Source organism: Lelliottia sp. GFLA7, assembly GCF_056490165.1.
This window is the reverse complement of the sequence record NZ_JBWLAQ010000003.1, coordinates 251,924-272,567: the sequence shown is the minus strand read 5'-3', so window position 1 is coordinate 272,567 and position 20,644 is coordinate 251,924. Positions and strand designations below refer to the sequence as shown.

Sequence of the window (20,644 nt, the reverse complement as noted above, 5' to 3'; positions counted from 1 at the left end):
GATGACATTCATTTATAAAAAAGCCCGGCGTTAGCCGGGCTGGGTGTTAGTAGATTCACGGTGTATCAATCACATTTAGGCAACCAGTCTGCATTACTTTCCTCTCTGAGCGTGAGGTTAGTCTGCATTCCCTGATTGGTACGCCGTTTCTCATACTGCAGCCCATACTCTTTCAGCATTAACGGTAACCCCTTGCCAAACATGGTCAGACTGAGCGTATTTTTATAGCCATTGGCCTCCATGTAGACCAGATATGCATGATAAAGGTACGTACGAGGCTGACGTGGAATAATATTAGCGTTTCCCATAAACATGCCCGTGGTGTCAGGCAAGACTTCAAGGTAGCCGCAAAAATCAAACGCAGAATCGGCATCACGTTTGATGGTGAGCGCTTCATCGGAATTTTGCTGCGACTGAAGTAATGCTCTTGCACTCATTGGATCGCTGAAACGTTGCATAAGCTGGCGAACAATTACCGCCAGCTCGCTGGCAATTTTCTCTTTGAGCTGGGTATCACGTTCCTCCGGGGCTATCTGGTCGGGGAAATGCAGGATCACCCTTCGGCGTGAAACTCCACCACTACGATCAGTAAAACGCATCGGATTATTGTTCACAGCCAGGATGACCGCCGGAATGTGGGTCGAATAGGCGTTCTGATATTTGGGATCAACGGATACCGCATCGCCGCCAGTGATGGCTTTTAGTCCGGCCCCGTCACCGCTCCACTTCTCCTGATCCGGAAGGCGAATCAGTGAAAAACCTATTAATGCGGCTCGTTCTCTCGGTGATTCAAGCATTTCTATGGTTGCCGAAGTGGCATTATCCTCACCTGCCAACATGGTTGCGATTTCAGCCAGGATACTCTTGCCGCTTCCACCGGGGCCTGTGACCTCCAGAAACAACTGCCAGTCGTAGCGGTTAGCCAGAACCATAAACAATGCTGCCAGAATAATGTCTCGCTTTTCAGGTTTGAAACCTGCGGCACGATCCAGCCAGCGCCAGAATGCCGGGGCATGGGTTTCCAGTGCTTCACCATCAACGGGCTGTGTGTAATCCACCTCGCACAGCGTACGTAACCAGTGCTTCTTATCGTGCAGGCTAAACAATCCCGTTCGGGTATCGAGCACACCGTTGCGAAACCCGATCAGCTGCCGCGCCGGATTCTGCTGTTGCGGAACGATCAGTTTGAGGGTTTCCACGAGAGAGGCAATTTTCCCGGATGAAAAAGGTGCGCCCAGGCGCTGAAACAGCGCAGCCACATCGCGGGCAAAATCGGCGTAAGAGATAACTTTCCAGGCACCTGCTTCATAGCGCGAAAGGAGTTGTCCGTTAGGGTCTACTGCCAGCGAATTTTTGTAGTGATCCACTACCCTCTGCGCTTTTTCGCTGACGCTCAACGCGGTGAATTCGGCTTCGCTCATTGTGTCGAAGGGGCTGGCAGTAGCTGGTTTTATTACTTCATAAATTGCCTGCCGGGTGGCTTCTTCGCCATTCTGCGTGAATGCATCGTTCCAGTCACCAAACACAGGTGGAAGTACCATTGCGCAATTACTTGCCTTCGAAGCAGCTACGCCTCTTGTTTGACCTGCACCGTTGAGATCACGGTCAGCAGCAATAATTATCTGATTCGTTGGGTACTGGCTGCAGGCAACGCTCGCCAGAGAAAGGAAATTGACGGACGAAAAGGCCACCATGACAGCATCGCCAGTCAGATGGTTGATAGTAATTGCAGTGGCATAGCCTTCCGCTATCCAGAGTCGTTTGGCTGCTTTGGCAGTACCTTCAACCAGGTAAAAGGCATTCTTAACCTGACCGCCTTTAAGGAAGCATTTGCCCCCATCAGCATTGATTAACTGCAGATTTACCAGCTCTCCCTCTGCATACAATGGAACGATAAGATCTCCCGCACGGAACGTCGTACCACCGACTTTATGCATGGCGGTTAATTCCCGGCAAGGCAGTGCAGAAAACCCTTTACCCGTCAGATAAGCATTGCCTGTGGTCTGACGGGATTTCTCCAACAAACGGGCAGCCAGCGCGGCTGCAGCTTTTTTCCCGTCATCTTTTTCAGGAGAACCAGATTCAAGCATTCCCTGAGATACTGGCGGCAGATTCCCGGTAATGACGTTTATTCTGTCTGCTGCTTCACTGATGCCTACATCCAGTACTTTACTTACAAGCGCCAGGCCATCACCTGCCCCGCACTGGTTACAGAACCATGTTCCCCGCCCTTCCTGGTCATCAAATCGAAAGCGGTCTTTCCCGGCACAGACCGGACAGGGCTGGTGTCGATTTTTCAATACGTTTACACCCAGCGCGGGTAAAATTCTTGACCAGTGACCACGAGCTGCTTTCTCAGCCTGGCTAACTTTCATTCCTGACATTGTGCGGCCCTCCTTAGTGCAGCGCTGGTTTATTGAGGTGACGGGAGCAAAGTTCATCCATTACCGTCATTCCGAGTAATGAGAGAACCGGACAAGCCTTAAGCGGGCCCGACTCCATCAGATCCGAAAGCAACGCGCAGGCAATTTCCATCCCTCTTTGCTGCCCATGCTGGCGCAGATAAAAACCTTCCAGTTCACGCGCTATTGCATCTTCCAGCTCATCCAGCGTCAGGCGGGGATAGCGTTCCTGCTGGCTACAGAGCGTCAGCCATGCACATGCAACTGCGCGGCGATACAGTGCTGCACGAAGCGCCAGAGTAGGAGTGTATGGTTTCATCACATCACCTCCGCATTCATCAGATCATCATGGCAGCGCTGCACCACGCCATCCAGCTGTTCTGTCATCAGGTAAATCAGGGAGGTAAGCTGCTCGCATTGAATGCCTGTCGGTTTTTCATAGCAGTCCTGCAGGGCAGCCATGCCAGTGACAAATTCACCCACATTTCGCAAATGTTTTAGGCGTACAACATCGTCATAGGAAATTTCGAGCTGGCTCATAGCATCACCTCCACGACAGGCAACCGCGCGGAAAGTGAAAGAACATAATCACGGACTAAGGACAGCCGTGCGGAGCGCTCATCGCAGGCGACGGTGCGGAGCATAAAAATTCGGGGCTTGCGGTCTGCGCGACGGATTGCGGCGAACACAAAGATAAACTGCGGGTATGATTGGATGAGGGTCGTAGCCATAAAGGCAACCTCCTTGAAGTAGCGGTTATCGCCACCACCGGAGCTGCAAATCTCATAGGTGGTAGCCCGAACGGGGTTTGCAGTACCGGCCTTCAAGGAAACCGGCCAGCCCGAAGGCTGCCCCGCCCGGACCACCATTATCTGACAGGAACCATAGTGTAAGCACCACAGCCCGAATAATAGATGTGTCTGAGCAACGACATAAAAAAACACGCTCGGCGCGTGTTGTGTCGCCTTGAAGTTACACGGGCTGCAAATCCCGACTGCCGATTTTGCGGCAGTGGCAAAACTATACCTGGAAACAGCAACAGGAAGCAAGCCAGAAAAATGGTGGTTGTGTTGAGCTGGCATGATCATGCATCGCATCCCTGACCACGAGCGCTGATGCGGTCAGCCATCCATGCCTGGACTTCTGACTGTACCCAGGCAACATTTTTACCGCCCAGAGACACCTGCTGCGGAAAAGCATCACGGCTGATGAGGTCGTAAATGGTTGACCTCGACAACCCGCACAAATGCATTACCTCTGGCAATCGTAAAAAACGTTCATGGTGAGCCGGAACAGGGAACAATGGCGCAGCAGGGGCTGACGCGGAAATAGAAACATTCTGCATTTGGCTTCCTCATTTTAATATTCACAGCAGTCCGGGTAAATTCATCCGGCTTCAGGTGGTTTCTGATTATGTATATATCTACCGATAATTCATTATTTATTTATTCAGCATCACACATTGACTTTGCAATTACTAAAATCAATTAAAACCTGATAAAACGGGAACATATCTTTTATATCAAAAGGAAATGTGTGCAGGATTTTTAAAATAAAAACAGTCTTCCTGAATAGCGCAAAAGCCATACATCAGGACAGATGAATTTTGCATAAAACCCTTACACAGCGAAGACAAGAAGGATGCATGTCGATGTTTCCATTGAATTAATCATAGTGGAAAGCTCCCTGGGGTTATGCAGAGACACCAGCAATAGATAAACAAAACACTTTCATAATTATTTATACAGATAATGTATTCCGTCTGCATCCGAATAAAACCTGTAAGAACCGGGTAAAACTATTGTCATCAATATTCAGTCGCAATGCAATAGAGTGGTCTGAGCTGGAATTGGGTTAAAACAATAAATACCCGCTGCATATGTGCCAGGCTGTTTAATAGTATTGAATAAGGGTGAATAGTGGTGAGAAGATAAAATCAAATAAATAGTTCGAATAATAGCGGGCGATTTTTATGAAAAAAAATTATAAAAAAACTTTTTATCTCATGAACAGTAATGAACAGTAATGAACAGTATATGCATACTCTTTATCTAACCATTCACACCTTAACAGCATGTATTAATTATATTTTTTGTTAAAGTGAATAGTAGTGAATAGTTAATATAAATCAGTAAGAGGCTAAAGGACTCAATTCTTTTCTCTGGCTTGCCTGTTTGGGTTGGTTGTCTGGGAGACCGTACAATCGTGCTCGTTAGCGGTTTTGTATACGGGACAGCACAATTGACACCACGACAAACTGAAAGGTGCCCACATGACAATCCCACAACAAAACATTAGCCACGCCTCCAGCGTTTCTGTCTCTTCTGCCACACAACTGATGCTTGAGAAAGCGAATTCAGCTAAATCAGTCTGGCTGGAATCTCGCCGTAAGCAGACTGAGGCCACAGAAATGATTGCCACTATTCGCAAGCGTCGCGCTGAAACGGAAAGCGAAACTAAGGCACAGAATGAGGAATGGCGTCAGATGTTCCATGACAACCAGGGACAGGTTACGGCAGCAATGAAGACGCTGCGTGCAGACATCGCCCTGGGTCGTGAAACGCTTGATGAATTCGATCAGCTGCTTGCGACTCATGCCGAAGATAATGAATTTCTCCCGTGGAAAACCGCAGAGCTGGCGCAGAATTACATTCGGGCACATGACACTCTGGTAGAAACTCATTTGTCCCAGCTCTGGGACAGCTTCATGAAGCAGCATGGTCAACAACTGATTCAGCTGCTAAGCCTTATCAAAGTGACTAAGGGGCGAAGTGCCAGCTCTGTTATTGGCGTTGTTCATTCCGTAAATGATCCAGAAACTGTTTTGAGAGATTTCATTGCTGCCAAAATCACTGCACCGGCAATGGCACAAGAAGCATCCCTCCAGGAAGATCCATTCCTTCGCGAGAATGGCGTATTTGCTGATAATGCTGCCTACCATGATGCTCAAAAGGCTCCCAGCCCTGCGGCACAAATGCGCATAAAAAATCAGCGTGCAAAAGCGAAAAAAGGGCAACTCTGATGGATACATTGCTTACTCCTCAAGAGGCGCTACAACATTATCGCGATGCCTCTCAAAACTGGCTTTCCCTGCGTAACGAACACAGTACCGCTCAGTTACGCCTCCAGGCATTGTTACAATCAACAGACAAGCCAACTCACTACTCAAGACAGCTAGAAATCCTTCGGGAAAAGCTTGAGATCCTGGAATGGCAGATTAACTGTGCCGCCAGTGACAGTCTTTATGCGCAACGGGGTGTTGTGGATGCGTGTGTGGAAAATGCTTTAAAAGACTTTATGGCTCAATCTGGCCAGGCATTAATTGCAGCCCTTGCCCCCTATCTGAACGGTCCCTTTGGGCTGGATGTAGCTGTTCGCGCTATGCGCTCAGCTGTGGCACGACAGGCCGAACTCAGAACACCGGAACTGCTTGATTCCTGCCGTGAGGTACTAAATGAATCTGGCTTATCTCCTGATGCATCCATGCGTATGGATGCAACTAAAACTTATACCCCGGCAAAGCACAAGACTTTTCAAAGCAGACTCAATCGTCTGAAAATCGAGGAGGAAAACCATGGCTTTACAATGTCCTGAGTGTCAAGGAATCGCACATAGCCGTTCCAGCTTCTATCCGGCCCCGTCTGTTAAGCGCACATACTATCAATGTAAAAATCTGGAGTGCTCCTGCACATTTACTGCACTCGAAAGCGTCGATACGATTATTACCCGGCCCACTAAAGTTGAAGTGAAGGATGAAACGCCTGTCGAGGTACCCGAGAAACCAGCTCAAACACTAGGAAAGTATGGCGCAGCATACAAGCTCTCCAACCGCCAGCAAATTCCAGTCTGATAAGTTCTAAACATCCCTCAACCGGCCCGCAGGCCGGTTTTTTTGTGTCATTATTTACCGCTAGTCTAGTCACCTGAGAGTGCATGTCTATGCTGCATGAAAACGCATGAGTGTAATGCAGTCTTTTTACTCCACAACCTGCTGTAGCAGAGACTTTTGGCTACTCTGAGAGTGCATGAAAAGTGATGCAATAAGTGAAGAGCGGGCAGGCGGGCGGGAGTGCGCACGCTGATGAATATTTTAAAAAGCACACTCAATCATAAGTCAAAGACAAAAAAGGAAGGTTAAACGTAAAGCCCATCTCTTCCGATAACTTAGGAGAGAAAGGCTTTTAAATAATTATATATTCAATATAACAACTTAAGATGCAGTATTGATAATTTTTCCATAGGAATTATTTCTCACATCATTGATCCACGTAACCCATTTTTTTATTGAACTGCCATTTCGTAGCATGGAAGACTGGGTCCAATTCATGTTATATTTGTCAGCTATATAAGAACCCAGCTCAACCCCCGTAATATCTGGATTTCTCGCTACTATCTTCAATGCCTCTAACATTGTTGCTTCAGTAGAAGCTGCGATCCAGATTGCGTCCTCAAAGTTAGAGTATTTTTCAAGCTTTTCGGAATTAAGTATGTAATTATCTTCAACAATAGATATCAACTCGAATCTATTCAAAATAGTTAAAGCGTTCCTATATCCTTTTGGCTTATCCTCTGACTTCAATAAACTGCCTTTTTTCACAAGCCAATCCAAAGTTTGCAGCACAATATCTGGGGATGTTGGCGCGGTAAAAACACTACTTTTTAGTCGTCTTCTTTTGGTATCTGACGCATCAAACACCACATCACCTATATCACGATAAAGCCAACCATTTCCTGACTGCACAATAAAACCACATAACTCCAACCAACGGCACAGTCTTACCGTATAAGTTCGCCAGGTTTTATCAGCATAATTATTATTAGGGTATATATGCTTCAACATATCAATAAGTGATGTTATCGTCATCACAGCAGCCTTTTCTTTCAAGGCTAAAGTTAGCGAATGCCTATTGAACTTATCTCGAATTAATCTCAGGACGTTCATTTCATCGCATTTAATGACATCCGTACTGAGAGAGTAATAACCAGCCTCTCGGACGGCAACTCCAAAGTTAATTAAATCAGTGCCAATATTTTGAACTGTTCCCTCAGATAATTTTGTTTTATCAACTAAATCTTGAACCAAATACTTATCAGAGTGACTTAGATGTTTAGCAACTTTATATATGGAAGAAAACTCTGTCGAAGGCAAATATCGCAAAGCAATAACAGGAACTGTAGAAGTAAGAATGTATTCTCTAAATATATCCCAATAAATATTTAACCTATCACCACTTCGAATTACAAATCTTTTATTTATTAGCGACTCAAGCGTTGTTGGGCCAGAAATATCCACTACTTCAAACCAATCAGCAGGAGCCCTTTGGGCAATTAATTTCAAGCATGTAGTCTCTGCCGGACTTAACTCATCCATATCTTCTTTAAACAATGAAGACACATCTAATTTATTTTCTAAAAGATCCTTTTGTGCAACGCCGCTTTCTATTTTCTCATATAGATGAATGCATAATTTTTTTAATAACCAAGGATAACCTTGACTACTTACAATCAAATTATGTTTTAAATCCATATGCAGTTTCTGATTAATTTCTTTTTCGAATATACCAATTGCCACACCTGATTCAACATCGGTGAATGGACTAAGTTTCCTTGTGATTCTATAATCTGATAATTGATGCCAAAAGAAATAAGCTGGATGTTCACTATGCGTGGTACTATCAGTTTTCCAAGCAAAACCTAGACAAAAATTGAGTTGCAAAGCAGCAGCATTTAAGAGTAGTTCCCTTGCCCTCTCAAATACTTCATAGAGCTCTTTCTTTGAATACAACTCTTCAAACTGATCAAAAATGACACATATTATCTGTTTTTTCTTACTTAGAGATTCAAGATAATATTTGATACTGTCAGAACTTAGTGGGCTGCTAACATTTGTTACTATCAAATTTATATGTGGGTCACCAAAGCCATTTTTTTGAGCTAATTTCAGAGCTGTTAACACCGATGAGTAAATATATTCAGGACCTATAGCCGCTCGAACATCCACGGGGAATACGTAGTATTTGTTTTTGTTATGCAAGTTATTAGCTTTTTCTCGCAACTTAGCAATAAGAGAACTTTTACCCATCCCGGAATTACCAGTTATTGCAAATATCCTAGTATTAGTAACACCTTCTTTTATATTTTTAAAGAAATCAAAAACGTTATTTATATCTTTAACTCGACCAACAAAATCTTCAGGCCTTGCTGGGCGGTAGTCACTCCAACTTTGCCCTGTTTGAACCTCTACAACATCAGTAAATGGAGTTGTTGTCACGTCAACTTTATAATGTTTGAATTTAGCCGGCACATCAAAAGAAAGATTATTAAAACTGCTATCTGTATCAGCAATTTTTGAGAGAAGTGCTACATCCTCAACCAATTCATTATTAGCTGCATAATAACAGATAACTCCACTAGGGATCCCTCCTGATAATACTGAAGCGGCCCAGAAATTACCAAACTTAGTTACAAGCAAAATCCATTGACCTAGTAAGTTGACGCTTCCTAAAAAATCAACAGCTTTATCTTCTGGAGCTCTTTTAATTATTCCCGAAGATATAAGTGCTTCTATAAGCTGATCAGGACCAAAAAAGCTTAATTTACTAGCTAATTCGATTGGCTTCTTTTTCCATTCTTCAATAAATCCTTTCGCTTCTTTCCCAAAATCCCCTGTGCTAATTAACCAAGCCTCAGAGTAATTCTTTAAGAAAAGCGTTCCCAATAAATTCTTAAGAATATTTGCATCTATATTCCCTCGGTAAGCCTTGCATTCAACATATATTTCCTTACCATTTATCTGATTCTTACAGAGCAAATCAAGCTCAACTGCGGTCAGTCTTATTTCGTTAATAACTGAATAAGATTGAGCAGAAAGGAGCTTAGAAGAAAGACTTTCAAGAAGGTCGCCTTTCTCTTTCGTTGTTGCAGTAGCATCAACAGCAACTTCGATTTTCATGCAATATCCTTTTCACAAAATATTAGACTTAGACTTGTTAATGTCGTGTAGAGTGCTAATGAGCAAAATATGAGTTTTGAGAAGTTGATCTCAAAACTTATCAAAGCACCTATACAATACATAGCAACTCTTCGAGAACATAACCCTTCAAGCATTTTATTACTTAATATATATAAAATCCCAAATGATTCAATGGCATCTTTATTCAATTAAAAGTCCATAAGCTATCAATCATAGAAATTAACGATACAACAACTTCGAAATTAACTTTAAACAATTGATTTATAGCGATTATTTTGAGTGCTCTTGGCAAAATCAAAGGGGGATACAACATCAATAGTGTTAGCTTGAAGATAATCAGCCCACCACTGCACCATTAACCTACGTTCATCCAAATGCTCAGAAGTATGAATATAAGCTGCACGTACATTATTACGCTCTGTATGGCTCAACTGACGTTCAATCGCATCATCGCTCCACAGCCCCGACTCACCCAACGCCCCACGCGCCATCGTCCTAAAGCCATGCCCGCAGACCTCAGTTTTCGTGTCATATCCCATCGTACGCAATGCGCTATTTACCGTGTTTTCACTCATAACCTTGGTTGCATCATGATCCCCCGGGAACAGCAGTTGCTTATCTCCACTAATCTGCTTTAACTGGTTTAGCAAAACCATCGCTTGCCGGCTCAGGGGTACAATATGCTCCTCTTTCATTTTCATGCCACGGTACGAGTAACGCACGCCTTTAATTTCTTCCCGTTTTGCAGGTACGCGCCAAAGAGATCTATCGAAGTCGAACTCATCCCAGCGCGCGAAACGTAACTCACTTGAACGAACGAAAGTTAGTAAGGAAAGCTCGACCGCGATCCGAGTCATTACACGGCCACGATATGCAGCAAGACGAGCAAGAAACTCAGGGAAGCGGCTAGAGGGTAAAGCTGGATAGTGTCGTGCTTTCGTTGTCGATAACGCACCGGCCATGTCACTGGCTGGATTGGAGTCGATGTAATCGTTCTGTACGGCATAACGCATAATGGCCGTAACGCGTTGTTGCAAGCGCTGAGCGACGTCGTGTTTACCACTGGCATCAACTTTTTTAATCGGGGCTAACAGGTGGCTGGTTTTGAGCTGGCGAATGTCGGACGAACCGATATGAGGGAAAATATAAAGCTCAAGATAGCGAAGAACGCGCGATCGATGGTCTTCGCTCCAGCGCTTGTTACTGTCATGCCATTCACGAGCGATAGTTTCGAAAGTATATGCCCCCGAATTCTCGGCCTGTGCTTCTTTCTGTTCGACTTTTGGATCAATGCCCTGCACTAACAGCTTTTTGGCTTCATCGCGCTTTGCTCTTGCCTGAGCAAGCGTCACAGTAGGCCAAACACCAAAAGCGAGGCGATCCTCTTTTTTGTCAGAGGGGCGTCTGTATTTCATGCGCCAGTATTTGGATCCCTTGGCCGAAATCTCAAGGTACAAACCGCCGCCATCGGCCATTTTGTAGGTTTTGTCTTTTGGCTTTGCGGTCTCGACCTGTCTGGCGTTGAGCTTCATTTGGGGGCACATTTCTAATCGAAGTTAAGATGCCCCCAATTATGCCCCCAATGACATCCGGATTTCAACGGACTATCTCGGACAACTCAGGACGTAAAAATCGCCGTAAGCATTGATTTTAAAGGGATAATTGGACTTTCTCGGATGGTCTTGGAAGTACTAATGGTGCCGAAGGCCGGACTCGAACCGGCACGTATTTCTACGGTTGATTTTGAATCAACTGCGTCTACCGATTTCGCCACTTCGGCACTGAAGGGGATGATGCGGAAACGTTGTGGATTATACCTGTCACGCGCTGCCTTGCAAGCGGCAGCGCGCTAATCCGGTGCTAAGTGTCGAAAAAACCAGCGTAACGCCTATTCCAGTTCCGAAACCGCGAGCCGAATCACGCCTGCGGCGTGGTTTTCAGGCAGTGTCAGCACCTTCGCCCACATATCCTGCACCATATCGCACGACACCTTCTCTTTACCCGTCGCTTGATCAGGGGTCTGCAACAGCTGAATATCCTCGCCGTATTTCGCGGCTAGCGCTTTCATGATTGGTCGCACATCGGCAACGGCCGTTTCGCGTTCCTGCGGCGTCACGGTATGTTTGTTCTTACCATACGCGGCGCGCATCATGTCGGCGTCGGCCTGCATACGACGCTCCATCATCGGTTTATCCAGCACCCGCAGCGGATTGATACCGCCTTTGACACCGGGATACAGAAAGCGGAAACAGGCGTCGTCACTCACTTTCTGAATGGCAGCGGTCTGCTCCATGTTCGCACGCATGTAATCCACCACGTTGGCGTCTGGCGCATTCTGTAGCCGCGACATCTGCAGGCGCAGGATTTGCGGCTGGATCACGTCGATGATGTGCTGCTCGGAATCGCCCTCTTTCTGCATCGCCAGGATCTGAGCGCGAATACGTTCCTGGAACGCAGGATCCTGCTCCTTGAGCACTTGCCACGCGGGCATACTGTTGAGCGTGGTATCAAGGCGATATTCAGGGGTGTGCTGCAGACGCTGTTTGTCGTAATAGACCCAGAAGGCCACTGCGGCGGCCAGTACGGCAACGGCGACAATAGGTTTCCACGTTCTTCTCATCTCGCATCCTTTTTGCAGTGACGGGTTACACCGGCACGCCGCTATGAAAGCGAAACTCCTCGTCCGGTGTCGAGATAAGTGTGGCTTCTATTTCGCCAAAAATCTGTATCCGTGAAGAGATATCGTTGTCGCTCACCTGTTGGGCAAGTGTCAGATAGTCCTGGTAATGACGCGCTTCCGAGCGCAGTAGCGACAAATAGAACTTTTGCAGGTCGTCATCCAGGTACGGCGCCAGCGCGGCGAAGCGTTCGCAAGAGCGCGCTTCTATATACGCCCCGCAGATCAGTTTATCGATAAGCGTCAGCGGTTCGTGAGTACGTACTTCTTTCAGCATCCCTTTGGCGTAGCGGCTGGCGGTGATTTTGACGTACGGAATGTTGCGCGTCAGCATCGCCTCGCGCACCTGCCAGAAGTGGTGCAACTCTTCTTTTATCAGCAGAACCATACTGTCGATAAGCGCCTGCCCCCACGGGTCGTCGGTTTTCGGCATCACGCTTTTGCCAATCTGCTTATGCAGAGCAACAAAATCAGGTTCCGGCCCGTCGCGGAAGGTAAATGCTTCGTACGGCTTTAGCCAGTCGAGTAACGCATCCGCACCGCGTTTATCAGCGACGTATTTACGCACCAGCAGGAGCGCAGTCTGCGCGGCCTTAAGCTCGCACACCATGTGATCAGTGAGCAGCAGCGGTAAATTCGCGGGATCGCGGGCTTTATCAATCCACGCTTGTGGAGTCGGACACTGGAGGAAGTTCAGAACAGGGGAGAGAATCTGCGGGTAATCCATGGTAGTTCCTGATGCGGCAGCCGAAGCTGCCGCGAATAACACTTAGTGACGTACGCCGTCGTCGTCTTCGTCGATGCTGTCTTCATCATCTTCGTCGTCGCCGTCTTCACCATTCGGATCTTCGTAGTAAGTTCCCCAGCCGTCGTATTCCACTTCGAATTTATCGGCCAGATCCATCAGCTGTTCTACCTGCGCGTCGATAAGTTCCGCTTTCAGCGCGCCTTCGCTCAGGATATCGCAGCAGATGACGGTTTCGCCCTCTTCCACTTCCAGCTCTTCTGGCTCGGTCACTTCGTAACCCATTTTGAACGCTTCTACCGCCAGCTTCTCCAGCGATTCAAAGTCATCTGCAGAGAAATGGTGCTCGATGGTGTACAGCGCATCCGGATCGCTTCCGTCTTCCAGCAGCTCTTCAATGATCAGGCGCGTCTCTTCGCGTTGCTCTTCCAGCAGTTCTGGGTTTGCCATGGCTCGTTCCTCTTTAAAGTTCGGCAGATACTTCTATTTTCACACACGGATGTGTTTGCCTCCACCTAATGTAAGAAAGATTTGTGAAACAGGGTTGCAAATGAATATTCATACATATAAAGTGAATTTTAATTCAATAAGTGGCGTTTGCCATGTGAGGATAAAATGTCTGAACTGTATAAAAAACACTTCCTGAAACTGCTCGACTTTACCCCTGCACAAGTCAATTCCCTGCTGTCGCTTGCCGCTCAACTCAAAGCTGATAAGAAAAATGGCAAGGAAGTACAGAAACTTACTGGCAAAAATATCGCGCTCATCTTCGAAAAAGACTCAACTCGCACACGATGCTCTTTCGAAGTTGCCGCATTTGACCAGGGCGCTCGCGTCACTTATCTCGGCCCGAGCGGCAGCCAGATTGGGCATAAAGAATCAATTAAAGATACCGCGCGCGTGCTTGGCCGTATGTATGACGGCATTCAGTATCGCGGTCACGGTCAGGACGTTGTCGAAACGCTGGCACAGTTCGCTGGTGTGCCGGTGTGGAATGGCCTGACCAACGAGTTCCATCCCACGCAGCTGCTGGCGGATCTGCTGACCATGCAGGAACACCTGCCGGGCAAATCTTTTAACGAGATGGCGCTGGTGTATGCGGGAGATGCGCGCAACAACATGGGCAACTCGATGCTGGAGGCGGCGGCGCTGGTTGGGTTGGATCTGCGTCTGGTTGCGCCAAAAGCCTGCTGGCCGGAAGAGAGTCTGGTCGCAGAGTGCAGCGCGCTGGCGTTGCAGAACGGCGGGAAAATCACGCTGACAGAAGATGTCGCGGCGGGCGTGAAAGGCGCAGATTTCATCTATACCGACGTGTGGGTGTCGATGGGCGAGCCAAAAGAGAAATGGGCGGAGCGCATCGCGCTGCTACGTGGTTATCAGGTGAATAGCGAAATGATGGCGCTCACGGGCAATCCGAACGTGAAATTCCTGCACTGCCTGCCCGCGTTCCACGACGATCACACTGCGCTCGGCAAACAGATGGCAAAAGAGTTCGATCTGCATGGCGGAATGGAAGTGACGGACGAGGTGTTCGAATCTGCAGCCAGCATTGTTTTCGATCAGGCAGAAAACCGTATGCATACCATCAAAGCCGTCATGGTTGCGACGCTTGGCAAATAAGTTTTCGGCAGTCTGATCTCCTCATCCTGGCCCTTTCCGATGCGGAGAGGGTCAGCAGTCGATTGATTTTTCAGCGTAAAAAAGGTACGTTTTCGCCTTAACTTCAGCGTGGACAAATCGCCATTATGCCTATCATTCAGTCTGTTGAACGTGCATTGCAGATCCTGGACCTGTTTAACGAGCAGGCGACGGAGCTTAAGATCACCGACATCAGCAAACTGATGGGGCTGAGCAAAAGTACCCTCCATTCGCTCCTCAAAACGCTGCAACTTCATGGCTATATCGATCAAAATCCCGAAAACGGCAAATATCGCCTCGGCATGAAGCTGGTCGAGCGCGGCCATTTTGTCGTGGGCTCGATGGATATCCGTCAGAAGGCCAAATGCTGGCTGACCGCACTGTCCCGTGATACGGGGCAAACAACCCATCTGGGTATTCTTGATGGTCGGGAAGGCGTTTACATCGAGAAGATCGAAGGGAAGCTCGCCGCGATTGCCTATTCGCGCATTGGCCGCCGCCTGCCGGTGCATGCCACCGCCATCGGAAAAGTGCTGATCGCCTGGCTGGATGAGGCAGAATTAAATCCGCTGCTGGAGGGATATCAGTACACGACATTTACTCCCGCGACCATTACCTCACGCGAGGATCTGCTGACCGCGCTGGCGCAAACGCGCGCGCAAGGTTACGCCCTCGACAGCGAAGAGAACGAGCAAGGGGTGCGCTGCGTGTCGGTTCCGGTGTGGAATCATGAATCGCGCGTGATTGCTGCGCTGAGCCTGTCAACGCTCACCTCCCGTGTGGACGATAACGAACTGACGCGTTTTCGGCTTCAACTGGAAGAGGCCGGACTACAGCTCTCACGCGCGCTGGGTTACCCGGCCTAAGGGATGACTACTCCGCTACCGGTGCGTAGCTGAAGTAATCGAAATCGGCGTAACAGCCATCGCCGCTGATATCCTCGCAGTGCAGGCCCACAAACGCCCCGGTAAAGAACCCGCGTCCGCCAATATAATCATCCGACAATTTCCACGCCTCATACGCGATCGGCACAGTCTGCCACGCCTCACCGTCAAACGAATAGCTATAGCGATACACCAGCCGATCGACGTCCACGCGAAGCCACACGCTCTGCGCATTCTCCGGAACCAGAATCGGCTGCTCATGGAGTGGCCACGACGGCACGTTATGGTCAAGCTGGATCACCTTCAGCGTTCGCCCCAACCCTTCCTCATAATCAACAAAGCAGTAGCTCCAGTTTTTGGTGTTGTAATAGCAAGTTATTCCCGCGCTCTGCTGGAAGTGCTGCGGAGCAAACTCCATACGCGTTTCCGCGCGGAAGGCAAAGTGTTGCCAGCGGCGCGCCACGGTAGACTGCGTAAACGTCGAGTTGAGTGAATCATTACCGTGCAGGCGCAAAAAACCGGGCCGTGCGCTCAGGGAACCGAGGGTGCTGTCAAAAGGAATGCGCAACGTCTGAAGTTCAGGGTCGAGCGTGTCGGCGTCAAAATCGTCACGCCAGGTGGGCTGCGCGATGGCATGACTCTCGGTCATTTGCGGCCCTGGAACGGTCAATTGCGCATGCTTTCCGCCTTCAACATACGGCCATCCGTCGCGCCACGTGATACGCGCAATCCCCGTTTCACGCCCTAACACGCAGTAGCCGCGCCCGCCGGAGGCGAGCAGGGGAATGCCCGGCAAACGCTGTGGACGACTGGTGAGATACGCCATGTACCACTCGCCGGTGTGCGTCTCCAGCAATGACCCGTGACCACTTTTTTGCAGCGGGTTTTCAGGCAGATGCCAGCTGGTCATCATCGTCACATCCGGATGCAGTTCATACGGGCCTTCCAGCGTTTTCGCCCGCAGGACGACCACGGCGTGCTCATAGCTCGTTCCGCCCTCCGCCACCAGCAAATAGTACCAGCCGTCTTTGCGATAAATATGCGCCCCTTCGGTGTAGCTCAGCGGCGTACCGGTAAAGAGCGTTTTACGTTCCGGCGAGAGTCGCTGCGTCTGCGGGAAGTACTCCTGCATGACAATGGTATTGTGCGGATTGCTGTGGTGGCGCGGTCCCAAGGGACGATAAATATAGAATTTACGGCCATCGTCTTCGTGGTAAAGCGATGGATCGAACCCGCCATTGCCCATCGGGATCGGCTCGCTCCACGGCCCTTCGATGGACGGCGCAGTCACTAAAAAGTTGCGGCCATTTTTCCACGGCGAATCGACAATTTTCACGTCGGTATAAAGCAGCCAGAACTGCCCGTCGGCATAGCTCAGACAGGATGCCCAAATTCCGCCGGAGTCCGGGTTGCCTTTCATATCGAGCATCGACACGCGATCCAGCGGCGTACTGACCAGCGACCAGTTTTTCAAATCGCGGGAGTGATAAATGCGCACGCCAGGAAACCACTCAAACGTGGATGTGGCGATGTAGTAATCCTCTCCCTGGCGGCAGATCGAGGGGTCCGGGTTAAAGCCGGTCAGAATCGGGTTATTCAGAGTGTACATTTTGCCTCCTTCTTAATGAGATGCCGCCGTCGCCGCCGCAGGAATATCCTCACCCCGCGCCGCACGATGCTTCAGCAACTGCTGGCTGATCGCTTCCACGCGCGCATCGGACAGCTTATAGAGTGAAAGCATGATGAACATGCCGACGTAGAGCACCACCGGCACCACGCAGAACAGAATTTTGATGGTGCTTAAGACTTCAACCGGCTGCACGCTGCTGCTGGCAGAGTAGTTCACCCAGGCCAGGATCCAGCCCACCACCGCCCCGCCAATCGCCAGGCCAATTTTCAGGCTGAAGAGATAAGTTGAGAACACAAGCCCGTCCAGGCGGCGTCCGCTGCGACTCTCTTCGTAATCGACCACGTCCGAAGCCATCAGCCATTGCAGCGGCGTAGTGGTGTTAAAGACGAACAGGAACACAATGTTGAGGGCAAAAATCAGCGCCATATTCTCGGCTGGAATGAAGAAAATCAGCAGGCTAATCAGGGAATACACCACGATAATCCACTTGAACGCTTTTACGCGGTCAAAGCGGCCCAACAGTCGGGAAGAACAGAGCGATCCAAACATAGTTGCGATGCTGCCGTAGAGCAGGAATTGCGTCGCCATTTCAGGATGATCCATCACGTATTTGACGAAATAGAGCGTAGCCCCGCCGCGCACCACGTTGGAACAGGTGGCCATCATTTTGAACGCGCACATAATGCGCCATTGGGTGTTTCCGAACAGCAGTTTGAGGTCTTTCGAGACCGATGAACCCGGCTGCACCTCAAAGGTATAGCGCTCTTTGGTGGTAAAGAAGCAGACATACAACAGCACTACGCCGCTCAGCCCCAGCACGCACATCGCGCCAAAATAGCCCAGCTGTTCATTGCCTTTACCGATGATCCCCACCAGCGGGAGAGCGACGCCGCTGATAGCCAGCGATCCCGCCGCCGCCAGGAAGAAGCGCCAGGACTGGAGGGCGTGGCGCTCTTTCGGATCGGCAGTGATCACCCCTGGCATCGCGCAGTACGGCACGTTAACGAAGGTGTAGACCAGCGTCAGCAGGATGTAGGTCACGCAGGCGTAGATGATTTTGCCGTTGGCCGAGAAATCCGGCGTGTAAAACGTCAGCATGCAGACGATGCCAAACGGGATTGCGCCCCACAGCAGGAACGGGCGGAACTGCCCGTGTCGCGTCCGGGTACGGTCGACCAACAGCCCCATCAGTGGATCGGTCACGGCATCCAGCACGCGCGACACTAAAAACAGCGTGCCCATGATGCCTGCGGATAAGCCAAAAGACATCGGTATAGAAATAGGCGAGCAGGAACATCGTCGCCTGCCAGACGAAGCCGCAGGCGGTATCACCCAACCCGTAGCCAATCTTGTCTTTCATGGTTAATTGCATATTGACCCCCAACGCAGAGAGTGGAACGGTGCAGACGTCAGGGACCTGTTCCAGGCAAATTCATCGCCTGGTGCATCGTCAGGAATACACCCTTTTTTCGTGTGCTGATTTCACAGTTTCGTGTTAATAAAGTGTAATGAGATGATCGTTTTACCCGCAATGTTCATTTCTTATTTATGAATTATGATATTTTGCTTTTGTGATTAGCGTCGTTATTATCTTGAAATTAAAAAATAACTTTACGCTTTTATTTTAATAGCTTATAAAAAATTAAATTCCAGAAAATTGATATATTAAAGGCGCAGGAAAAACGTCCACGAAATACATTTCGCAGACGAGTTAATATTTAATAATTACAATCCGAGCGCTTTTTTACCGGCGTTAATAACCTCGATAATTTTATCCGTATCATAAATACACCCTTTCCAGGTGCCTCCACTGACGGACTGTAATGCCGCCCACAGACGGGTATCGTCGGGCAGAAAATCATGCGCATGCAGTTCGGGATGTGGCTGACGACGCGCCAGTTCCGCCGCCCCCTCGTCAGGCGGTAGCGGCGCGTGCGGCGTGCCGATAAAGTTCACGCTGCCCGTCAGGGAAAGACGATCAACAACGATCTCGATGATGTCATCATCGCGGAGCTTACCAATCGGCCCGCCGGCCAGCGCTTCGGGCGCCACGTGGCCAAAACACGCGCCGGTGGAGACGCCGGAGAAACGGGCATCGGTGATAAGCGATACCGATTTTCCCCACGACACATGCTTTAAGGCCGACGTCAGCTGATAAGTCTCTTCCATGCCGGTCCCGGACGGTCCGCCACCGATGACCACCATAATGTCGCCCTGTTCGATTTCACCGTTTTTGATGGCTTTAATCGCCCGTGCTTCCGAGACAAACACCCGAGCCCGCCCAGTATGGCGATAAACACCATCCTCACCGACCACCGACGGATCGATAGCCGTGGCTTTTATGACCGAGCCTTCTGGGGCGATATTGCCCACCGGGAACGCCACCGTAGAGGTTAACCCTCTGGCTTTGGCGCGCTCCGGCGGCAGGATCACATCATCCGGATCGACACCGTCCTGGTCGCGCAGGCACTGGCGGAATCGCGCACGCCGCTCCGATGCCTGCCACCAGTCAAGATTTTCCCCCACCGTCTGGCCGGTGACGGTCATGGCATCTTCATGCAACAGGCCAAGCGCGCGCAGATGGAGCATCACCTCTGGCACACCGCCCGCCAGGAAGGCGCGCACCGTCGGGTGATAATCCGGTCCGTTTGGCAACACGCTCACCAACCGTGGCACCTTGCGATTGATACGTGTCCAGTGCTCTACGTCCGGCAACGTGCAGCCCGCCGCATGGGCGATCGCCGGGATGTGCAGCAGTAAATTGGTGGAACCGCCAAACGCGGCGTGGATAACCATCGCGTTTTCAATGGCTTTGTCGGTCAGGATATCGCGCGTGGTAATGCCGCGATTATCCAGTTCAATCACCGCCCGGGCAGATTGTCGTGAGATTTCCAGCCACACATCCTGCCCTGATGGCGCCAGCGCGGAATGCGGAAGCGCCAGACCGAGTGCTTCTGCCACCACCTGCGACGTCCCCGCCGTCCCCAAAAACTGACAGCCGCCTCCCGGCGAGGCGCAGGCACGACAGCCCAACTCGGCGGCCTCCTGCAAAGAAAGCTCATCATTGGCGTAGCGCGCCCCGATGGTTTGCACTTTTCCGGCATCTTCGCCAAACGTCGGCGGCAGCGTGGCACCACCCGGCACCAGGATGGTCGGCAGATGATGCATTGAGGCCAGGGCGATCATGGTCGCAGGCAGGCCTTTATCGCAGGTGGCAACGCCAATCACGGCGCGGCGTGTTGGCAGGGAACGAATAAGACGCCGGAACACGATGGCCGCATCGTTACGATAGGGCAGGGAATCAAACATCCCGTGCGTCCCCTGGGAACGCCCATCACAGGGATCGCTGACAAACGCGGCAAATGGGATCCCGCCGTGGCGAGTAATCTCTTTCGCTGCTGCCTGCATTTGCAGGCCGATTTCCCAGTGACCCGTGTGGTAACCCAACGCGACCGGACGCCCATCCCCTGCGCGGATCCCCCCCTGCGTGCCAATAATCAGTACCTCTTTTCCGGTGAGTTTATTCGCATCCCAACCCATACCCGCGTTTTGCGTCATGCCAAACAGATTGCCGCTTGGCGATTCCATGAGCATCTGCGGCGTCAAGGGCAGCGCACCTTGCGGGCCAGCCGCGTGCGTGGTGACGGAATAAAAGGCGTCACTCTGCGGCGTAAAAATCGTTTCTATCGACATCG

The 20,644-nt window shown here is 49.8% G+C and carries 18 protein-coding genes, 1 tRNA gene and 1 pseudogene; 6 read left to right on the top strand and 14 right to left on the bottom strand.

Annotated features, from left to right (window positions below):
* Positions 1–65: 65 nt before the first annotated feature.
* From AC07RN_RS11585 to AC07RN_RS11565, 5 genes are read right to left on the bottom strand one after another with little or no spacing between them, the layout of a single operon-like run.
* On the bottom strand, positions 66–2,384 hold the full coding sequence (locus AC07RN_RS11585) for a primase-helicase zinc-binding domain-containing protein (protein ID WP_478336408.1): 2,319 nt from the start codon (positions 2,382–2,384) through the stop codon (positions 66–68).
* A gap of 13 nt (positions 2,385–2,397) precedes the next feature.
* Positions 2,398–2,721, bottom strand: coding sequence for a DUF5375 family protein (locus tag AC07RN_RS11580; RefSeq protein ID WP_478336407.1), 324 nt, complete (start codon positions 2,719–2,721; stop codon positions 2,398–2,400).
* A complete protein-coding gene (locus AC07RN_RS11575; RefSeq protein WP_231354173.1) occupies positions 2,721–2,942 on the bottom strand; it encodes a hypothetical protein in 222 nt (73 codons plus the stop codon). Before AC07RN_RS11575 ends, AC07RN_RS11580 begins: the two co-directional genes overlap by 1 nt.
* Positions 2,939–3,490 (bottom strand): host cell division inhibitor Icd-like protein, encoded by a 552-nt coding sequence (locus AC07RN_RS11570; RefSeq protein WP_478336406.1) that lies wholly within the window; start codon positions 3,488–3,490, stop codon positions 2,939–2,941. Before AC07RN_RS11570 ends, AC07RN_RS11575 begins: the two co-directional genes overlap by 4 nt.
* A complete protein-coding gene (locus tag AC07RN_RS11565) occupies positions 3,487–3,747 on the bottom strand; it encodes a helix-turn-helix transcriptional regulator (RefSeq protein WP_478336405.1) in 261 nt (86 codons plus the stop codon). Before AC07RN_RS11565 ends, AC07RN_RS11570 begins: the two co-directional genes overlap by 4 nt.
* Before the next feature lie 927 nt (positions 3,748–4,674).
* Between AC07RN_RS11565 and AC07RN_RS11560 the strand changes: the two genes are divergently transcribed.
* From AC07RN_RS11560 to AC07RN_RS11550, 3 genes are read left to right on the top strand one after another with little or no spacing between them, the layout of a single operon-like run.
* Positions 4,675–5,424, top strand: a complete 750-nt coding sequence (locus AC07RN_RS11560) for a phage polarity suppression protein (protein ID WP_478336404.1) — start codon at positions 4,675–4,677, stop codon at positions 5,422–5,424.
* Positions 5,424–5,996, top strand: coding sequence for a phage polarity suppression protein (locus tag AC07RN_RS11555; RefSeq protein ID WP_478336403.1), 573 nt, complete (start codon positions 5,424–5,426; stop codon positions 5,994–5,996). Before AC07RN_RS11560 ends, AC07RN_RS11555 begins: the two co-directional genes overlap by 1 nt.
* A complete protein-coding gene (locus tag AC07RN_RS11550) occupies positions 5,977–6,252 on the top strand; it encodes an ogr/Delta-like zinc finger family protein (protein WP_478336402.1) in 276 nt (91 codons plus the stop codon). The genes AC07RN_RS11555 and AC07RN_RS11550 overlap by 20 nt, the downstream gene beginning before the upstream one ends.
* A 360-nt stretch (positions 6,253–6,612) precedes the next feature.
* On the opposite strand, the gene AC07RN_RS11545 is transcribed toward AC07RN_RS11550, so the two are convergent.
* The 6 genes from AC07RN_RS11545 to rraB all read right to left on the bottom strand — a co-directional run bounded on the left by AC07RN_RS11545 (position 6,613) and on the right by rraB (position 13,247).
* Positions 6,613–9,354 (bottom strand): restriction endonuclease, encoded by a 2,742-nt coding sequence (locus AC07RN_RS11545; RefSeq protein ID WP_478336401.1) that lies wholly within the window; start codon positions 9,352–9,354, stop codon positions 6,613–6,615.
* A gap of 269 nt (positions 9,355–9,623) precedes the next feature.
* Positions 9,624–10,907, bottom strand: a complete 1,284-nt coding sequence (locus tag AC07RN_RS11540; RefSeq protein WP_478336400.1) for a tyrosine-type recombinase/integrase — start codon at positions 10,905–10,907, stop codon at positions 9,624–9,626.
* Between the two features lie 163 nt (positions 10,908–11,070).
* Positions 11,071–11,155: transfer RNA gene (locus tag AC07RN_RS11535), tRNA-Leu, on the bottom strand.
* 108 nt (positions 11,156–11,263) lie between these two features.
* Positions 11,264–11,995: a topoisomerase II gene (locus AC07RN_RS11530; protein ID WP_478336399.1), complete on the bottom strand. Its 732-nt coding sequence runs from the start codon at positions 11,993–11,995 to the stop codon at positions 11,264–11,266.
* Positions 11,996–12,020: 25 nt separating this feature from the next.
* On the bottom strand, positions 12,021–12,779 hold the full coding sequence (gene miaE / locus AC07RN_RS11525) for a tRNA isopentenyl-2-thiomethyl-A-37 hydroxylase MiaE (RefSeq protein WP_478336398.1): 759 nt from the start codon (positions 12,777–12,779) through the stop codon (positions 12,021–12,023).
* Positions 12,780–12,821: 42 nt separating this feature from the next.
* Positions 12,822–13,247 (bottom strand): ribonuclease E inhibitor RraB, encoded by a 426-nt coding sequence (rraB, locus tag AC07RN_RS11520; protein WP_012015873.1) that lies wholly within the window; start codon positions 13,245–13,247, stop codon positions 12,822–12,824.
* On the opposite strand from rraB, the gene argL reads away from it, so the two are divergent.
* The 3 genes from argL (at position 13,147) to AC07RN_RS11505 (ending at position 15,301) form a co-directional block, all read left to right on the top strand.
* Positions 13,147–13,443, top strand: a complete 297-nt coding sequence (gene argL / locus AC07RN_RS11515; RefSeq protein WP_407438509.1) for a putative translational regulatory protein ArgL — start codon at positions 13,147–13,149, stop codon at positions 13,441–13,443. The genes rraB and argL overlap by 101 nt on opposite strands.
* Complete coding sequence (argF, locus tag AC07RN_RS11510) at positions 13,413–14,417, top strand: ornithine carbamoyltransferase (protein ID WP_478336397.1); 1,005 nt, start codon at positions 13,413–13,415, stop codon at positions 14,415–14,417. Before argL ends, argF begins: the two co-directional genes overlap by 31 nt.
* A 125-nt stretch (positions 14,418–14,542) precedes the next feature.
* Positions 14,543–15,301, top strand: coding sequence for an IclR family transcriptional regulator (locus AC07RN_RS11505; RefSeq protein ID WP_235134648.1), 759 nt, complete (start codon positions 14,543–14,545; stop codon positions 15,299–15,301).
* 7 nt (positions 15,302–15,308) lie between these two features.
* Here the strand turns inward: AC07RN_RS11505 and AC07RN_RS11500 are convergent, their stop codons facing one another.
* The 3 genes and pseudogenes from AC07RN_RS11500 to AC07RN_RS11490 form a co-directional block, all read right to left on the bottom strand.
* Positions 15,309–16,928 (bottom strand): glycoside hydrolase family 43 protein, encoded by a 1,620-nt coding sequence (locus AC07RN_RS11500; protein ID WP_478336396.1) that lies wholly within the window; start codon positions 16,926–16,928, stop codon positions 15,309–15,311.
* A 12-nt stretch (positions 16,929–16,940) separates the two neighbouring features.
* A pseudogene (locus AC07RN_RS11495) lies at positions 16,941–18,321 on the bottom strand (MFS transporter).
* Between the two features lie 353 nt (positions 18,322–18,674).
* Complete coding sequence (locus AC07RN_RS11490) at positions 18,675–20,642, bottom strand: YjhG/YagF family D-xylonate dehydratase (protein ID WP_478336395.1); 1,968 nt, start codon at positions 20,640–20,642, stop codon at positions 18,675–18,677.
* Positions 20,643–20,644 lie beyond the last annotated feature (2 nt).

Excerpts from the sequence above, each read along its gene's own strand:
- argF (WP_478336397.1), top strand. The coding sequence starts at position 13,413 with ATGTCTGAACTGTATAAAAAACACTTCCTGAAACTGCTCGACTTTACC.
- AC07RN_RS11550 (WP_478336402.1), top strand. The coding sequence starts at position 5,977 with ATGGCTTTACAATGTCCTGAGTGTCAAGGAATCGCACATAGCCGTTCC.
- AC07RN_RS11505 (WP_235134648.1), top strand. The coding sequence starts at position 14,543 with ATGCCTATCATTCAGTCTGTTGAACGTGCATTGCAGATCCTGGACCTG.
- AC07RN_RS11570 (WP_478336406.1), bottom strand. The coding sequence starts at position 3,490 with ATGATCATGCCAGCTCAACACAACCACCATTTTTCTGGCTTGCTTCCT.
- AC07RN_RS11545 (WP_478336401.1), bottom strand. The coding sequence starts at position 9,354 with ATGAAAATCGAAGTTGCTGTTGATGCTACTGCAACAACGAAAGAGAAA.
- miaE (WP_478336398.1), bottom strand. The coding sequence starts at position 12,779 with ATGGATTACCCGCAGATTCTCTCCCCTGTTCTGAACTTCCTCCAGTGT.
- AC07RN_RS11580 (WP_478336407.1), bottom strand. The coding sequence starts at position 2,721 with ATGAAACCATACACTCCTACTCTGGCGCTTCGTGCAGCACTGTATCGC.
- AC07RN_RS11560 (WP_478336404.1), top strand. The coding sequence starts at position 4,675 with ATGACAATCCCACAACAAAACATTAGCCACGCCTCCAGCGTTTCTGTC.
- AC07RN_RS11540 (WP_478336400.1), bottom strand. The coding sequence starts at position 10,907 with ATGAAGCTCAACGCCAGACAGGTCGAGACCGCAAAGCCAAAAGACAAA.
- AC07RN_RS11575 (WP_231354173.1), bottom strand. The coding sequence starts at position 2,942 with ATGAGCCAGCTCGAAATTTCCTATGACGATGTTGTACGCCTAAAACAT.
- argL (WP_407438509.1), top strand. The coding sequence starts at position 13,147 with ATGGTGTACAGCGCATCCGGATCGCTTCCGTCTTCCAGCAGCTCTTCA.
- AC07RN_RS11500 (WP_478336396.1), bottom strand. The coding sequence starts at position 16,928 with ATGTACACTCTGAATAACCCGATTCTGACCGGCTTTAACCCGGACCCC.
- AC07RN_RS11585 (WP_478336408.1), bottom strand. The coding sequence starts at position 2,384 with ATGTCAGGAATGAAAGTTAGCCAGGCTGAGAAAGCAGCTCGTGGTCAC.
- rraB (WP_012015873.1), bottom strand. The coding sequence starts at position 13,247 with ATGGCAAACCCAGAACTGCTGGAAGAGCAACGCGAAGAGACGCGCCTG.
- AC07RN_RS11555 (WP_478336403.1), top strand. The coding sequence starts at position 5,424 with ATGGATACATTGCTTACTCCTCAAGAGGCGCTACAACATTATCGCGAT.
- AC07RN_RS11490 (WP_478336395.1), bottom strand. The coding sequence starts at position 20,642 with ATGTCGATAGAAACGATTTTTACGCCGCAGAGTGACGCCTTTTATTCC.
- AC07RN_RS11530 (WP_478336399.1), bottom strand. The coding sequence starts at position 11,995 with ATGAGAAGAACGTGGAAACCTATTGTCGCCGTTGCCGTACTGGCCGCC.
- AC07RN_RS11565 (WP_478336405.1), bottom strand. The coding sequence starts at position 3,747 with ATGCAGAATGTTTCTATTTCCGCGTCAGCCCCTGCTGCGCCATTGTTC.